At 70.5% G+C, this 16,625-nt stretch carries 11 protein-coding genes and 1 pseudogene; 9 read left to right on the plus strand and 3 right to left on the minus strand.

From position 1 onward, the window contains the following. Nucleotides 1–306 precede the first annotated feature (306 nt). From ACF08F_RS33675 to ACF08F_RS33685, 3 genes are all read left to right on the plus strand, one after another. Nucleotides 307–2,694 carry a DUF4157 domain-containing protein gene (locus ACF08F_RS33675; protein ID WP_392302321.1) on the plus strand — a complete coding sequence of 796 codons (2,388 nt, stop codon included), beginning with the start codon at nt 307–309 and terminating at the stop codon, nt 2,692–2,694. Nucleotides 2,695–3,279: 585 nt separating this feature from the next. Continuing rightward, nucleotides 3,280–3,786, plus strand: a complete 507-nt coding sequence (locus ACF08F_RS33680) for a hypothetical protein (protein WP_392302322.1) — start codon at nt 3,280–3,282, stop codon at nt 3,784–3,786. An 831-nt stretch (nt 3,787–4,617) separates the two neighbouring features. Further along, nucleotides 4,618–5,430 carry a universal stress protein gene (locus ACF08F_RS33685; RefSeq protein WP_392302323.1) on the plus strand — a complete coding sequence of 271 codons (813 nt, stop codon included), beginning with the start codon at nt 4,618–4,620 and terminating at the stop codon, nt 5,428–5,430. Between the two features lie 126 nt (nt 5,431–5,556). Here ACF08F_RS33685 and ACF08F_RS33690 read toward each other — a convergent pair whose 3' ends face one another. Further along, entirely contained in the window at nt 5,557–6,033 is a 477-nt protein-coding gene (locus tag ACF08F_RS33690; RefSeq protein WP_392302324.1) for an SRPBCC family protein, read from the minus strand. A 428-nt stretch (nt 6,034–6,461) separates the two neighbouring features. Between ACF08F_RS33690 and ACF08F_RS33695 the strand changes: the two are divergent. Further along, nucleotides 6,462–6,862 (plus strand): annotated as a pseudogene (locus ACF08F_RS33695) (transposase); the annotation flags it as partial. 29 nt (nt 6,863–6,891) lie between these two features. On the opposite strand, the gene ACF08F_RS33700 reads toward ACF08F_RS33695, so the two are convergent. Then, a complete protein-coding gene (locus ACF08F_RS33700) occupies nt 6,892–7,791 on the minus strand; it encodes an aminoglycoside phosphotransferase family protein (protein WP_392302325.1) in 900 nt (299 codons plus the stop codon). Between the two features lie 265 nt (nt 7,792–8,056). Here ACF08F_RS33700 and ACF08F_RS33705 point away from each other — a divergent pair, with 265 nt between their 5' ends. The 4 genes from ACF08F_RS33705 (at nt 8,057) to ACF08F_RS33720 (ending at nt 13,259) form a co-directional block, all read left to right on the plus strand. Beyond that, nucleotides 8,057–9,361, plus strand: a complete 1,305-nt coding sequence (locus tag ACF08F_RS33705; RefSeq protein ID WP_392302326.1) for a hypothetical protein — start codon at nt 8,057–8,059, stop codon at nt 9,359–9,361. 142 nt (nt 9,362–9,503) lie between these two features. Further along, nucleotides 9,504–10,082 carry a hypothetical protein gene (locus ACF08F_RS33710; protein ID WP_392302327.1) on the plus strand — a complete coding sequence of 193 codons (579 nt, stop codon included), beginning with the start codon at nt 9,504–9,506 and terminating at the stop codon, nt 10,080–10,082. A gap of 392 nt (nt 10,083–10,474) precedes the next feature. Next, nucleotides 10,475–10,726: a hypothetical protein gene (locus tag ACF08F_RS33715; protein ID WP_392302328.1), complete on the plus strand. Its 252-nt coding sequence runs from the start codon at nt 10,475–10,477 to the stop codon at nt 10,724–10,726. A gap of 1,165 nt (nt 10,727–11,891) precedes the next feature. Further along, nucleotides 11,892–13,259, plus strand: a complete 1,368-nt coding sequence (locus tag ACF08F_RS33720; RefSeq protein WP_392302329.1) for a pyridoxal phosphate-dependent decarboxylase family protein — start codon at nt 11,892–11,894, stop codon at nt 13,257–13,259. Nucleotides 13,260–14,257: 998 nt separating this feature from the next. Here the strand turns inward: ACF08F_RS33720 and ACF08F_RS33725 are convergent. After that, nucleotides 14,258–14,599 carry a HopJ type III effector protein gene (locus ACF08F_RS33725; protein WP_392302330.1) on the minus strand — a complete coding sequence of 114 codons (342 nt, stop codon included), beginning with the start codon at nt 14,597–14,599 and terminating at the stop codon, nt 14,258–14,260. 413 nt (nt 14,600–15,012) lie between these two features. Here ACF08F_RS33725 and ACF08F_RS33730 point away from each other — a divergent pair, with 413 nt between their 5' ends. Beyond that, entirely contained in the window at nt 15,013–16,602 is a 1,590-nt protein-coding gene (locus ACF08F_RS33730) for an MFS transporter (protein ID WP_392302331.1), read from the plus strand. The last annotated feature ends 23 nt before the right edge of the window (nt 16,603–16,625 follow it).

A 16,625-nucleotide genomic window follows, 5' to 3' on the forward strand; every position in this document is an offset into this window, starting at 1 on the left:
TCGCGCTGCTCGGCCGGCCGGAAGGGGGACTCCAGGGACGCGACGGCGGCCGTTGACAGGTGCGGTGGCCGCCCGCGTGCCCGCAGGGGCCGGCCGGTCTGTGGCCGGCGTCGCGTCATGGCGAGGAGATCAGTCGTCGGCGAGGCGCAGTGCCCGCCCCTTCTGCGCTCAGACATGAAGATCCATCCGAGCCCGGGTTGCCCGTTCGCCCATCGGACGCTGCCCTGGCGAACGTTGTGCCCCGCCGACCCCGCCGACTAGACAGGGGAGGAACATACCCGTAACGCGCCCTTCAAGGGGAATTCCATGCACGCCAAGGACGCACCGAAGCCGTCGACCGCGACGAGGACCGATGCGGGCGCTCGTCGTGACGCGCCGCGCGGCGGCTCGGTCACCCCCACCACCGGTGTCGGCGGTGTCCTGTCCCCGCAGACGGTCCTCGCCCTCCAGCGCACGATCGGCAACGCCGCCGTCTCCCGCCTGGTTGAGGAGTCCCGGCACCAGCACGGCGCCGGCTGCGGCCACGCGCAGAGCCCCGAGGCCGCGCCCGCCCCCGTACAGCGTTCCGCCGTGCACGGTGTCCTGCGCAGCTCCGGGAGCCCCCTCGACGACGGCACCCGTGCCGACATGGAGTCCCGGCTCGGCGCCGACTTCTCCGACGTGCGCGTGCACAACGACAGCGCCGCCCGCGCGTCCGCAGCCGAGGTCGGCGCCCGCGCGTACACCTCCGGCAACCACATCGTCATCGGCGACGGCGGCGGCGATCGCCACACCCTCGCCCATGAGCTGACGCACGTCATCCAGCAGCGTCAGGGCCCGGTCTCCGGCACGGACGACGGCTCCGGTCTGCGCGTCTCCGATCCCTCGGACCGCTTCGAGCGGGAGGCCGAGGCAAACGCCCGGCGCGCGCTGTCGGGCTCGGCTCCGGCGGCGGGTGCGGTCGCCGAGCCCGTGCAGCGTACGGCCGGGGGGACGCGGTCCTCCGCCCCTTCCGTCCAGCGCGTGCTGACGGATCCGGGGCAGACGACGAGCTCTTCGTCCCTCTCCTCCGCACCGCCCGCGCAGGAGACGGCGGTCGCGACCGCTCCGGCGTACGGCACCGAGATCAGCACCGCGGAGGAGGCGACCGCCCACGGGCTGAACGCCGACAACACTCTCGTCGTGAACGCGGGCCACTCCGGCGACATGTACCACGTCCGGGCCGCGATGCTCCTCGACCCGGGCCTCAAGCTCCTCATGTACGGCCTCCTGGACGACTTCGACGAAGTGGCCGACCGCCCTCGCATCGCGGGCTCCGTGCGCACCGCGAGGATGACGGAGGAGAACTCCCCGGCGAGACTTGAAGCAAAGCGTGTACGCGACAACGAGTTCAAGGCCAGAAAGCGGGAGATCCAGGAAGGGAGCAATGATCTGGACGTTCCGGAAGGTCTCACCATCACGGCAAAGAAGTGGCGCAAGCAGCAAGCGGAACTCCAGGTCAAGGCGGCAGAGGCACAGATGCTGGGTGCCTACGCCGAGAACATCGAGCGGGAAATCCACGCCGAAACCGAGCGCAGGTTGGCCGAGGAGAGCGGCGACCGCCCCCGCGCGAAGCGTGCCGTCGCCCGCAAAGCCACGCACATGTACCAGCTCCACGAGGATCTGGGGCCCAACCGGGTCTTTTTCACCAAGAAGTCCGGGGAGAGCCTCGGGCTCGCGCACGGCGGCGGGGAGAACATCTCCACCAACAAGTTCAAGAGCGGCATGCTGGAGCTGGGGGCCTGGGTCGGCGCCGGGGGCGACGCGACGCGGATGCAGGACTTCCACCGCGACTACGCGGCTCCGGACGCCGCCACCGCAGAGGCTTTCGACTCCGCCCGCTCGGATCACAGTCACCCGCTGAGCAGGTTCGCGCCGGGTGTCCCGTACGTCATCGTGAACTACCGGGACAGCGGCCACACCGGGGAGGGGAACGCCCCCGCGCTCGACACCGGGCGGGAGGGTCTGGCCCAGCTCCAGAGCATGATCAGAGACCACCCCGACCTCGGGGGTGCGCAGCCCGTCCTCATCGGCGGCCATCCGGAACCGGACACCGTCCCCGGGCCGCACCTGCTCAAGTACTGGGAGTGGGAAGGAGTGAGAGGCCGTCGCAGCGAGCTGGCACTGCTGAGCTACCTCAAGGAGAACTTCACGATCGTCGGCGCGATCGGCATGCGCAGTGGTGTCACCGATCAGTTCGCCTTCGCCGGGATCAAGACCCTGTCGATCGACATCTCCCCCAACCAGCCCAGGCCCGGGAACGGCGCCGCTGTGGACAACGAGAAGGACGTGGAAAAATACCCGTCCAAGGGCTGGGAGCGCGGCGGGAAGCTGGAAGCGATCCTCGGTCCGCAGTACGGGCGTGCTTTCCTCAGTGAGGCCAGGTCGGGCGACCAGGAGGTCACCGACGGCACGTGGGCGGGCGCCTTCGGGGAGCGGGACCAGGCGATGCTCCGTGACGCGATCGGGCACTTCTTCGCCGCGGAGCGCGTCGAAGGGGGCACTCAGGCGACGCCCGACAACTTCCGGCACCACTCCCACCCGCTGCACCAAAACAGCCGTGACGAACTCGAAGAGAGCACCGCGCTGGGCAACGCGAAGAAGAGGGCGATCCGCGAGAGGGTCGCGGCGCAGATACGGCAGGACGAACAGGACGCGGCGACGAAGAGTCGCTGATTCCCTGGCCCGAGTGACCCAACTCCGTTGCCGCATAGCACACTTGGGCACCATACAGAGTTGAAACACGCTCAGTTCCTGCGCGGCCCATGCAGGGGGAACTGGAAGACAACTCGGGCCCGCTCACGCTCGACGGCGGTGGGGCCGTGCCGCTGGAGGCGGGGATCCCCGGCGGATCGGAGCTTTCCGACTGCTGGGGGGCTCGGTTCCGGGGGCATGGGGCGATCCATCTCGGCGCTGTGCTGGGGAAGCTCTCGGCAGTGAAGCGGGTCCTGCCCGTGCTCGCCGAGGACGCGGACTTCCTCAGCCACTTCGGGCACGCGCTGGACAATCTCGCCCGGCGGCCCGCCGGGGCCGTTCATCCCGGAGGTCAGTCTCAACGAGGCCATCCGGCTGCACGGCGGGCCGATCCCCGTCGGCTCGCTGTGGCGGATCCTGCGGCACGCCGCCGAGGAGCTGCGGGTCGTGCACGGCGCCGACATGGTGCGCCGGGCCCCCGAGCGGCGCTGCCGGTGGCGGCAGACCGCCCAGGCACGGCGCTAGTTCGACTTCGGCGACCCTTCTACCTGGGCCACTGAGCAGGCCGTGACCGTCGCATCGGGCAAGATGAGCACCATGGTCAATGAGGGAAACACGGACTTCACGCTGCCGCGAGGTGCGACAGGCTTCTCCGTGCCGAACGACGGCTCCCTTCCGGTTACCGACCTGCGGCCGTTCCGGACCGCTTTGTATGCCGCTGCGCGAGTCGCCGAAGGCCAAGTAGGTGACATCGAAGAGCAGGAATACCCCCGAACCTTCCACACCGCGTCGATCGTCGATCCCACGGGCGAGAGCGTCATCCTGTGTCACGCCCATCACCCCTGGATCGCCTTCGCACAAGAACGCCGGAACTGGTATGCCGAGGAGTTTCTCCCCCCTCCACCGTGGGCCTCTACCTTCGCTGAAGCAGGATTCATTGTTCTGAGCAGCGAGCAGCTCGCCACGCCTCTCTCCGACGTGGACACATCAGTGCTTGCAAAGGACGAGTGGCGACAGATCCGCTCCTACGGCATCACCACTCTGGGCGGGACGCTCTTCAACTCATGGGCCTGATGACCAAACAGAGGCGTTGAACGACAAGCTGAGACCCACCCTCGTACGTTGAGGGCCGGGGTCGGGTCCCGGTCGGCCGCGCGAGCGGCGTCGAGTTCGGCCTGCCGCTCAGGGGAGAGGTGATGTCCTGTCCCTCGTGGGGCGGGTGTCAGGCAGAGGCTGCCGAACACGAGGCATTGCGATCACGGCGGTGCGCCCGGGTGGGCACTTCAGGCGCGGGCCGACAGAGGCACCCGGGACTGCTGGTGCGGACGGCGGAGCCGGCATGCGAGTGAAGGTGCTACGCGGGCAGGCACGCCACCGAACCCGCCTCCGGAACGCGAGCAGCCCGAGCAGCCCGAGAGGAGTCGACACGCGACCTCGCCGGCCGAGCTGGCCCACCGGGGCCGTGACCGTCCGCCCGGGTACGGTCGCCCGGGTACGGTCGCCGACGCCATCGGGAGGCGCAGCCGTACCGTCGCCGAGCCGCTCGGGATCCAGGAGCACTCCGTCTGGCGGTACCTCGATCCGACCGACCTCACGGACAGCATCGCCGAGCAGTGGCAGATGGCCGAGAACAGCAGCCCGCCCGGTCAGGTGCGAGGCGACCGTGGGCTCTGATACACGCCGCGGCGAAGCGGCGCCTGCCTGCGGCGGCGACCCGGGCGGGATGCCGTTGTCGAACCAGGTCGTGAGACACCTGTGGCGGAGGTCGTAGACCCGACCAGGCCGTGGGCCGGTCGCCGCCGTGAACACGTATTCATGGCGTGGTGCGGTGGCCCGCAGGAATTGCAGCGACGTGTCGGCGACGCCAGGCTGGGAACCCCCGAGGTTGAACGGGAGCAGCGAGCTATGGGCAGACCGGTCGTGGTCGGTGTGGACGGTTCGGCGATGGGCCTCACCGCGGTGGAAGCAGCCACAGCGGCAGCGGCACGGCGCGGTGCGGAGCTGCGTGTGGTGCATGCAGAGGTGCCGATCAAGCCCAGGCTCGCGGTGCCGGACCCGGCTTCCAGGACTCTGGTCCACGATGCTGTCGCCCGCGCCCGTGCCGTGGCCCCTGGCCTCGTGGTGACCGGGGCCGTGGTGACGGGCGATGTGGTGCACGTACTGGAGGTCGAGTCGCGATCCGCGCAGCTCATCGTCGTCGCCTCCAGAGGTACGGGAGGCATCGCAGGCCTGATGCTGGGATCCACACCGGTGTCCTTGGCCTCCCGGAGCCACTGCCCGGTGATGACGGTCCGCGAAGCACACCGGGCCTCCGCTGACGAGGAGCCCGTCGTCCTGGGGATCGACGGCTCTGGGGACAGCGACAAGGCTGTCGACGTCGCCTTCGCCGAAGCCGCGCAGCGCCGGGCCCCGCTCGTGGCGGTTCACGCATGGCAGCCGGACAAGGCGCCGGTCGGCGCGGCTCCCGAGTCGGCGGGAAAGGTGCTGGCCCAGGCGACCGCCGGCCGCGCCGACACCTACCCGGACGTCACCGTCAGACGCGACCTGGTGGACGCCACGGCGCGCGAGGCCCTGCTCGACGCGAGCGAGGCGGCTCAGCTGCTGGTTGTCGGTGCTCGCGGGCGCAGCAGCCTGGCCGGATTGCTCCTCGGGTCGGTGAGCCAGGCCGTGATGACGCACGCGCACTGCCCCGTCGTCACCGTTCGCAGGACGACCTGAGGGCCCAGAAGGGGGGCTGACTCTCCGCCGTGGCTCCAGGTCTCTCGGTACCGGACGGGGGCGGCTGCCCGTCGAGGTCGGACCGACCCTGGGCCCTGGGCGTCGGATCGGCAGAGGGGCGACGCATCACCGGCCAATAGCCTCCGAGGGCAGATCAGCGATGCTGCCGTGCTGCTCGCGGACGGCGATCCGGGCGAGTTTCGTCAGCATCATGCCGTTGCGAATGGAGACGACGTAGTCGACGGGGAGCCCGTGCATGCGGGTGCCGGGGCCCCGGAGGGGGTGCCATTCGAGGAGGAAGAGCGTGTTCTCGCCCCATGGGATCAGGTTCATGGCGATGCGGGCCGCGCCGAAGGGATCCGCTTTCGCCTCCAGTTCCAGACGGCGACCGGGCTCGCAGATGCGGACGACACAGGTGTCGTCGAGGGTGAGGGGGCCGACTCCCACCCGGACCCGGAGCCGGGCGCCCACCTCGGGCCAGTGCGGGTCGGCTGCGATGACCTCTTGCGTTCCCGAGACCCACTCCCCGTAGCGATGTCCGTTGGACAGCAGGCCCCACACACGGGACGGCGGGCTGAGGATCAAGCGGCGATTCCGGGACACTGCGACCGCCTTCCTTACTCCGGTGGGGAGCGGTGTGCGCAGCCTCGGCTGACGCTCTCCGCGATGCTCCTTACCAGCCTGCACACTGTGCCTCGCATCGGCCACCGCGCCGCCCACAGGGCCGTGAGGACCTGTCCCTTCCTGCGCCAGGCTGTCGTCGCGACCACTCCCCCGTGGCCCTCTGGCCCGGAGGCCGAGATCCCCCGCCCGCACTGTCGGCCGGTCTGCCGCCGGGGCACCCGACCGGCGGTCCGCCGCGCGAGCGGCCCGAACCGTCCTCTGTCCCCGTGCCCTGCGCGCGACCCTCCACCGCGTCCAGCGGCTGTGAACGACTTCGTACGACCGAGTACGCCCCCTCGGCAGCGGCGTCGGTACGCCGTCACGCCTGCGCGCGGCCCCGCCGGACCCGCCGCTCCGGTGGCCGCGGTCAGCTCCCGCCGCTGTTCGGCTGCTCGCCGGCGACGGTGTGCCGCGTCATCCAACGGCTGCGGCCGCTCCTGGCGATCGAGTCGGCCGCCCGCCCGGCCGACACAGTGGACCGGCTATGGATCGTGGACGGCACCCTGATCCCGGTCCGCGACTCCCGGTCCGCGACAGGAAGGTGGGGGCATCTGCACGCAACTACCGGTTCTCGGCGAACGTGCAGGTCATCATCGACGCTGACACGAAACTCGTGATCGCAGCGGCCCGGCCGGTGCCCGGCAAGACCTCGGACGCGAGGGCACAGCGGGACTCCGGCCTGGCCGCCGTCTGCGAGGGCGTGACCGTGCTGGGTGGCGGCGCCTGTATCAACACCGGACTCGTCGGTTCGCACCGTAAACGCCCGGGCTGAGCCGACGCGACCTTCTGCAACACGCTTCAGCCGATGAGCGCCTCGGTGATCTGACGGGTGGTCTGCGCGGCGACCCGGGGGTTGACGGCGGCGTAGTACGTGTAGGCGTTCAGGGCCGTGGCCAGTGCCCAGCCGCGGCCCCGGATCCAGGTGGCGTCGTCCACGCCGAGCGCGGCGCGGAAAACGGCCCGGCTCCCGGCCGACATCAGGGTGAAGGCGATCATCAGGTCGCAGGCCGGGTCGCCGATGCCGAGTCCGCCGAAGTCGATGACCGCGCTGAGACGGCCGTCGACGGTCAGCAGGTTGCCGGTATGGAAGTCGCCGTGGAACCAGACCGGTGGGCCCTCCCAATCGGGGGCGCTGAGCGCCGCCTCCCACAGCTCGGTCATGGCAGCGGCGTCGAACGTGCCGTCGACTTCTGCGATGGCGGCCCGCGTAGCCTCGTCCCGTGCAACCAGCGGCCCGGCGGTGAGGTTCTCGCGGGTGCCCTGGGGCGAGATCTCCCCGGGCTCGAACCGTTGGAGAGCGGTCAGGAACCCGGCCAGTTCGACAGCGGCCTCGGAGGAATGGCCCAGTACCTCTGCAGTCGCCACCTCACCGTCCAGCCAGCGGGAGACCGACCAAGGCCACGGATAACCAAAGCCGGGCTCCCCCAGCCCCACTGGCACGGGGACGGCCAGTGGCAGGTGCGGGGCGAGCCGTGGCAGCCACTCGGACTCCTTCCGGGCCTGCCTGATGGCACCGGCATGGCGGGGCAGCCGTACGGACAGCCCCTCGCCCATCCGGTAGATCACATGGTCCGAGCCGGCCGGGTCAAGCAACTCCAGGGGCAGCTCGGCCCACTGCGGGAACTGCCTGTCGACCAGGCGCCTGACCAGCGCGGCATCAATCGCGGGACGGGCGTCCGTGACTCTCCCGGTTGCCAAGAGCAGCTCCTGCAGTCGGCCCGCCCCTTGCGGCGGGCAGTTGGAGCCATCACAGTCCGTCGCGGGGCGCCTGTCGACCGGATTTTCCCACCGGCGTCACCCCTATCGGACACCCCGCGCGTCAGTTTCTCGAAGGCGGTCCAGTGCGCCGCAGTGCGGGGTGTATGGCGGGCCCCAACCGACCGGGCACTTAGCGCAGTTGGCTTCTTCACCGTAGGGTCTGATGCCGAGGGGGAGCCCCTCGCCCGGCGGGGGAAGGGGAACCATGGAGATCTATGCCCACTGGCTTGATGGTGAGCACCTGCGCGTGTCCGGGTGGGGTCCGCAGGACACGTCATTGGCCGTCATGCTGAAGATCCAGGCCCTGTTGGGGCACACGGTGGTGCTGAGCGACGTGCAGCTCATCGACAGCCATGCGGTACAGGCGCTGTTCGAGACGGAGGACTTCCGGTCCTTCGTGCGCGGCTGCCCGTCGTTCCTGCGCTGCACCACCGCCGCTCCGGCGGGCAGCGACCCGTTCGCCCTGGTCACCACCGGCCTGCACCGCGCCCTGGAGCCCGGCTGGCTCTCGTCTTCGTTCGACACGGCGGAGCCCCTGGTCAGGCTGTCCGAAGCCGTTCTGGAGCGTGGGGAGGCGAATCCCGGGCCGCTGTTCGCGCGGGGTACCGCCCTGGGCGCACGGTACGAGGAGGGTGGGGTGATCCGGCGCAGGCTGGAGGCAGTGGCCTGGACCCTGCATCACTTTTCCCGCGAGGCGGGAGTGCCGCTCGGCACGAGCGCCGTGACGCGCCCCTGCTCGTACCGCGACGTGTTGGAGGAGGTGGCGGAACTGCCGGGGCTCCCCGGCCACGACTACGCCCCGGTGGAACGCACCCTCGCCTATCTCGACGCGCACGTGGAGCCGTCGGACCGGCACCGCAGGGCCGTGCTCTTCGCCCAGCTCGACGCGACGGACCCGCCACACAGGACGGCGATGTGGAACACCGCGACGCAGGCCTGGAACGCAGCGGTGCAGCGGACGCTGGGCACCGACGGGGCGTCCCCGCGGTCGCTCCCGGAAGCGGCCGACATCGGGCTCTACCTCGGGCGTCCGACGGACGCGCTCTTCGAGCCCGCCGACCCCGGGGCCACAGCCCCTGCGGAACACGGGATGGCCCCGGGCAACCTGGCGGCGGTCGCCGAACTGGGCTGGCAGGACATCGCGAAGGTCCATCAGGACGAGGTCGTGACCCGTCGCCGCGACGCCTTCCAGGCGGCGCTGCGCGCCGGGGACGCGGCGGCGGCCGACGACGCCCTCCCCGCACTGCTGCGGGCGGTCCGGCGGAAGCTGCCGGCCTCCGGAGAGCGGCCAGGGCGGCTCGCCTGGGCCGCCGCCGAGGCCGGCCTCGGGCTCGCCGGCGCGGGGCTGGCGCTCGGCACCGGCGAGGCCCTCGGTCTCGTGGGACCTGCGCTGGCGTTCGGCCTGGCGGCCGAGCGGCTCCTTCGGGGCGGCCGCAACCGGTCGCACATCGTCAACACGCTGATGACGGCGGGTGGAAGAGGGGCCTGGGCCCGGCGCGGCGAAGCCTGACAGGGCGCTGGGTGCCGGGCGGTCGAGCGGTCGGCGCCTCTGCCCTGGCACACGCCTCAGGCGGTACTGAACCGGTGGGCACGGCCGCCGCGCTCGTACGAAAGGCAGGGACGTTGTCGGTGGCGGCCTGTACGTTGCGATCATGGGTCTCTATCTGGTGAGTGTCACCGCGCAGGACTGGTCACAGCTCGGGGAGGACGGGTACGGGGATATCGCCGCCGTGCTGAACACCGAGCTGGAGCGGCGCGGGCTGCCCCCTTACGGGCTGCGGCAGGTCGCAGGGGAGGCGCCGGGCTGGTTCGAGGAGAAGGTCAGCCCGTCCATGGACAGCTTCGTGGCGCTGTGCAGGACGCGGCTGACCGATGCGGAGGTGTCGGCCCTCCTCGACTGGAGTGTGCTGGTGCCGTTCGCGTTGGAGGAGGAGATCGTGCTCCCCGTCGGCACCGCGTACTCCGGCGAAGAGACAGTGGTCGCCGGGGCCCCGCGGGTGCTCGCCTTGGCCGAGCGGCTCGCCGACGCCGTCGAACTGCCCGTGGACGCGATACCGGCGGGCGAGAACCTCACGCTGAGCTTGTGGTTCCTGGAAGGCGGGGCGGAGCGGACCGCCCGGGCGCGGCCGGGCCCGTGGGCCGAGGACCGGGACGCGGCCTTCTACGTGGCTCTCTACCTGCGCGCCGCGCAGTACGCCATACGGCACGGCTGCCCCATGACCTACTCCTGAGCTACCACGGGGCCGAGGGCCAGGAGCCGCTTCCGCCGCCCGCCCGAACCCGTGCCGAACACCGCCACGTTGCATTGCTCCCGAAACCCAGTGGCAGCGCCACGCGCACCCGACCGATAAGCGAGCCCAGCCCGCCGCTCCACCTCCTGCCTCAGGTGCGGTGCCGACCGGTGGTGTGAACAGGCACGCCCATGGCCGCCCTCCATCCTCACGATGCTTCGCGCCATGCCGCCGACACGCAACAAGTTGTCGATCCGCTGTACAAAACCCTGCACACAGCCTTCGAGGCATCGCATCCAAGTAGCCGCGCACGTGTACTCACAGTGCAGAGGAGGCACCAGGGGGTGATCCTTGGGGCAGTCGCGTGTTCGTTCACTGCCGGGAGGCTTGCCATGGCACTTACCACCGTTGTTTCGATGACTGTTAGTGACGATGCGCTCGACGAGGCTCGCAGGGCTCTACAGAGCCTGGCCGGTAGCGCTGTCGGTCCCGTGGAGAGCCCCGTTCCCCGGGCCGACGGCCCCGGGGCGAGAACCAAGATGGTGCTGTCGCTGGCCGGCGATGTCCGGGAGCACGTTGACGAGCAGCTCGCCGCGGTGCCTGTCCTCGCGTACGAGGTCAAGGTCGTGCCGGAAGCGCATTGAGCGCATCAGGCATTTGCAGTACGGCGAGTCTCTGCGTCCTGGTATTCGAGCAGACGCATCCTTTTGGCCGTGGTTGATAGCGTCCCCCGACGGGGGCTCAGACCCAGTGCAGGAGCGAGGGGGTGTGAGGTTCGTGCAGCTCAGTGTCGCGGGTCGCGCCGCATCGTGGCTCAGGTGTCGTGCTACGGCCGAATCCGCCGAGGCTGGCCGCCACTATCAGAATGTGCTGGGGCGAGGGCCCAAGCCTGTGTGATCAGCGGCGCGTGAGGGATTCGGCAGGGGAGTACGGTGTCCCGAACCGCCTATCGGTTCGGGACACCGTGGCGGACGATCAGTTGAGTGCTGTGGCGGTGTACCCGCAGTGGCGTTGTGGGCCCGGCTCAGGTTCTGACGGGTCAGCCGGTGCGGCGCCGATACCGGGCAGGCCGCGCGAGTGCAGCTCGACGTCGCCGGTGAGCATTCCGGCTAGGGCGTGTTGCGAAAGTAGCGCCGGCCGCCCGAAGGGCGGGCCCGACGGCGTCTGGTGCGTGCGATCGCAAGGCGGAGGGTCACCCCGATACTGGACGTATCGGGGTGATCCCGACAACGCGGCGAGCGTGCGTGCCAGGCGCCGTCGGACAGGCGGGACTTTCGCAACACGCCCTAGGTCCTGGGGGCGGGAGGGGCGGGGTGGCTGCAAAGCCGGGAAGCATGCCGCGTACCGTCACGCGCATGCACGACCAACGAGACCAGGATCAGCGCACCGGCAAGGCCGCACCCACGCTGCCCAGGGCGCCACAGGGGCCGAAGCAGTGGTCTTCGTTTGCGCGACATGTGAAGTCCCTCTGGCGGGACCACTCACTCGACTGGTGGTCTCCAAGGTGCCTGCGCCGGCTATGCCGCGCTACGGGATGATCGCCATCGAGCACGGGCAATACCAATGCTCAAGATCTTTGGAGCGGCCTCGGGTTGGACGCGAACGGGCAGACCTTCCCGAGACGTTGCCCTGGCTGTCCTGACGATCTGCTCCGATTCCTCGTTCCCTCTGGATGGCGGCGCGGACGCGGCGTTGGAGAGCATCACCGCGCACTTCGTGCCGTCCGGGGGAGCACAGCAGCCGGAACGCCGGGGGACCCCGCCCGCGGTCGGCTTGCGGGGCGGCGCCGACGGTCGCATAGTCCGAGGTATGGACGCGCGCGAGGCAGCGCTCCGAGATGCGTACGACCATGCTGTCCGGTGGCTGGCGAGTCTGCCTGACCGCCGGATACCCGCCCGCGCTTCGGTCGACGAGATCGTCCGAGCGCTCGGTCCCGATCTGCCTGGAGGCCCCAGCACGCCCGCCGACGTCGTCAACCTGCTGGCCACGGCCTGTGAGCCGGGGCTCACCGCGTTCCCCAGCGGCCGCTTCTACGGATTCGTGGTGGGCGGCACCGAGCCCGCTGCCCTGGCTGCTGACTGGCTGGTCAGCGCCTGGGACCAGAATTGCGTCATGCGCACTGTTTCGCCCGCATACGCGGCGGCTGAAGAGATCGCCGAATCCTGGCTGCTCGATCTGCTCGGCCTGCCGAGGGACAGCTCCGTAGGCTTCACCACGGGTGCGACGATGGCCAACTTCACGTGCCTCGCCGCCGGGCGGGACACGGTACTGCGGCGCGCCGGCTGGAACGTCGCCCGCGACGGCCTCACGGGGGGCCCGCCCGTGCGTGTCATCGCCGGCGAGTCCCGCCACATGGCCATCGACCTGGCCCTGCGCTACCTCGGGCTCGGACGACCCGACCTCGTCGCTGCGGACGATCAAGGCCGCATCGATCCCGAGGCCCTGCGGAAGGCCGTGACGGCCGACGGCCAGAGCCCCACGATCGTGATCCTCCAGGCCGGCGACATCCATTCCGGCGCCTTCGATCCCTTTGCCTCGAGCATCCGTGCGGCGCGCGAGGCGGACGCCTGGGTGCATGTCGACGGGGCGTTCGGACTGTGGGCAGCCACCTCGCCGCGCTACGCCCACCTCACGGCGGGCTGCGCGGACGCGGACTCCTGGGCAACGGACGCTCACAAGACGTTGAACGTGCCCTACGACTGCGGACTCGCGATCGTGCGCGACGCCACTGCTGTCCGGGCGGCGATGGGCCAGCGCGGCGACTACCTCATCCAGCACGAACACGGCGACCCCATCGACAAGGTGCCCGAACTCTCGCGGCGCGGCCGAGCGTTCACCGTGTGGGCCGCCCTCAGGTCCCTCGGTCGATCAGGCGTCTCCGACCTCGTCGAGCGGTTGTGCCGCCACGCCTCCACGTTCGCCGCCGGCATCGCCGAGATCGACGGCGCGACCGTTCTCAACGAGGTCGCGTTCACCCAGGTCTGCGCCGAGTTCGGCAGCGAGGCACGCACCGACCGGATACTCGCCAGGCTGCTCGACGACGGCACGGCGTGGATCAGCGGCTCCAGCTGGCACGGCAGACGCGTCATGCGCATCTCGGTGAGCAACTGGTCGACCACCGACGACGATGTGGCGCGCACGCTCGACGCGATCCGGCGAGCGGCCGCCGGGACCTGACGCCCGTCGCACGCCCCTGCACCAACAGCGGTAGGAGCTGGAGGATGCAAAGGGGTCCGCCGCCACTCCGAGGATGGGGTTCGAGAAGCTCCGCAGCTCCGGGAAATGAGCGCGGGTAACGGGCTGGCGGTCGAAGACAGCGGTGTTGTCGAAGACCCCGGCCAGACGGAGTCCGGCTGCTCTCAGGGCCCGCTTGGCGCACTGCTGAGCAACCCGTCGGGCCCCCACTGGGGCGACCTGCCCGGCTTCGACTGCGTCATCGCCTCCGACGGCGACGAGCCCGCCGACTACGCCTACGGCGCCCCGGCCGTCCACGAGCGGGAGTCGCGAGTACCTCTCCCCCGCCCCGACACCACCGACACGTTCAACCTGTCGGAGCTGATGGTCCGCCCGAAGTGGTGCAGGCAGAGCAGCGCGCTGCGCAGGGCGGCGAGGATACTGCCCGAGGTGACACGGGGTCCACTCCTCGACATCCGACGACGCACCCTCAAGGACGTGATCCCTCCCCGCGGAAGGGTCTTCCCCACACCAACAGAGGGCCTGGTTCCAGTGCCGGCCACCCGCACCCCGGTCCGCGTGACGCGCACCCGACAAGCGTGTCGTGCCGGGCCCGGGGTGGCTGGTCGGCCCCATGGTGCCGGGCGGGGGCAGGGCACCGGTCAGGTCACCCGTACAAGCTCAGTTGCGAGAGGTCCGTACCCGCGTACCGCACCGAGCTCGTCGATACCCTCGGGCCGACCGACACCGAACGCCCGCCTTCGGAGTCTCGTGGTCACGACCTGGCGCACGTCCACCGCGACCTCGGTCGCGTCAACCTCGCCCACGACCCCGCCCGACGGCCCCTCGGCCACTACACGGCCCTCGGTCCCCGAGGCCGAGAGATCCGCACCTTCCTCACCGGGCTGCCGCCACCGACGGACGAGCCCGATCGGCCGGAGCCGGGGCCGGCCGCTCGATAGCGAGGGGGGGGCGGACCCCCCCGCTGGCGCCATCATCATTCAGCTCTTGCGAGCCAGCGGCTGCCCCGCGAACCTCACTCCCGCCAGGCCGTGGGCCATGAGGTTGCGGATGTTGCCGTGATCGGTGTCGTTCGGCGTCGCGAGCACGCTGCGGTAGTGCTCACCGAAGGCCAGCAGCGCTTCCTGGTCGCTCAGCCCTTCCAGCAGGGCCAGCCCCAGCGTCTTGCAGGAACCCTCGTTCTCGCCCGCGGCGTTCTCCGCGTCCCCGTTGCGGAACGCCTGCGGCTGGTAAGCGTAGTGCGCGGAGACGAAGGCCAGGGTGTCGGCGAACTCGTGCTCACCCGACGCGAGGCTCGCCCGCAGCGCGTTCAGATCGGTCATGTCGTTTCCCTCGGGTCGGACAGACGATCCTGTTGCCGTCCGTGACCGGACGACGATACCCCCACCGTGCCGCCCTCGGCGGCGGTGTCTCAGCTCCGCGCGGTGCCGTCGCTCGCCTGCGCGACGACAGCCTCGGCCGCCCGGGCCTTCTCGCGCATCTGACCGACGGGCGGCAGGAGTAGTCCGATCACTGCCCACACAGCGTCAGAAATCTCCCCGTCCCTCACGACCGGCCAACGCTCCGATGGCCGGAAAGACACCACCAGGCACCACCGCGGGCACACTCGGGCACCTTCCACCGAACGGAAGACCGGAGACACCGCCCACTCGAACGGGTCACTCTTCGGCGCCGCCGACCCCCGGGGCGGCGGCCTCGGCATGCACACACGGAGCGCCGGGACGATCATCCGAACATGGCAGGTACTTCCCCACCCCCCACCCCGACCGGGTCTGTCCGCAGCGAGGCGCCCCGCCAGAAGCTGGCGCTCACAGCCATGCTCTTCGCGGTGTCGATGACCTTCATCGACCAGACCATCGTCTCGATCGCCGCCCCGAACATCACCGACGAGCTCGACCTGACCGCCTCCGGCATGCAGTGGGTCGTCAACGCCTACCTGCTGTCCCTCGCCGCGTTCTTCGCGCTCGGCGGCCGGCTCTCCGACCTGTTCGGGCACCGCCGCGTCATGCTGATCGGCACCCTGGTCTTCGTCATCTCCTCGGTGCTCTGCGGCTGTGTGCCCTCCGGCGACCTCGCCCAGACCTGGCTGATCGTCTTCCGCGCGACCCAGGGTCTCGGAGCTGCCCTGATGTTCCCGGCAGCGCTGGCCGTCGTCATCGCCGTCTTCCCCGTCGACCGTCGCGGTCGCGCCCTCGCGCTCTTCTTCGGACTCTCCGGCGCCCTCACCGCCGTCGGACCCCTGCTCGGCGGCTGGCTGACCGCGTGGACGTGGCGGGCGATCTTCTGGGTCAACGTGCCGGTGGCCGTCGTCGCCATCGTGCTCGCCGTGCTCGCCCGGATCCCCGAGAGCCGCCGCTCCGAGCGCCTGGACATCGTCGGCGCCGCGCTGGTCGCCGTCGGCATGGGCCTGAGTGTGCTGGGCTTCCAGCAGGCCTCGTCCTGGGGCTGGGGCAGCGTCGCGACCTGGGCCTGCATCGTCGGCGGCCTGCTCGTCCTGGTGCTGTTCCTCGGCTACGAGCGGCGCACCGCCCACCCGCTGATCGACTTCGACGTCTTCCGGGACCGGGCCTTCACCGTCGACAGTCTCGTGCTGTTCTTCGCGATGCTCGCCTTCGTACCGGTGTTCTTCTTCTCGTCCGTGTACGCCCAGGTGTCGCTCAGCGCCTCTCCGAACCAGGCCGCGCTCTTCCTGCTGTACTTCTTCATCGGCTTCGGCCTCGCCTCCCAGTGGGGTGGGCGGATCCTCGACAAGCGCGGCGCCCGCCCGGCCATGAAGCTCGGCTGCGCGCTCGGCGCGGTCGGGTTCTACCTCTGGGCGCAGAACATGACCGAACTGTCGATGCACGACCAGTGGCCTTACGCGGCCATGGCGGGCGCCGGCATCGGATTCCTGCTCGCACCGGCCTCCACCGACGCCGTCAACCGGGCCATCGACGCCTCGTACGGCGAGGTCACGGGGATCACCCAGACGATCCGCAACTACGCGGCGGCCATCGGCATGGCCGTCTTCAGCACCGTGCTGTCCCATGTCTCCACGGACCGCATCACCACCACGCTCCAAGACCGCGGGCTGCCGCCGGCCGAGGCCTCGGCCACCGCGGAGAAGGTCGCCGAGGCGGTCACCGGTCACCCGGACGGCCAGGGTCCCCCCGGTGACGGGCCGGTAGCGAAGGCCCTGCAGGGGGCGGGGGACGCGATCCGGATGGATTTCGCGGAGGCCAACCAGTGGGTCTTCTACGGCATGGCGATCGCCCTGGCCGTGGCCTTCCTGTGCTCGCTGGCCCACCCCGGGACGCGCGTCACCGCGCGCACTCCGGACAACTGACCCGCCTTCCGCGCTCAGCGCCG

The organism is Streptomyces sp. NPDC015130 (assembly GCF_043080005.1).
Classification (GTDB): Bacteria; Actinomycetota; Actinomycetes; order Streptomycetales; family Streptomycetaceae; genus Streptomyces.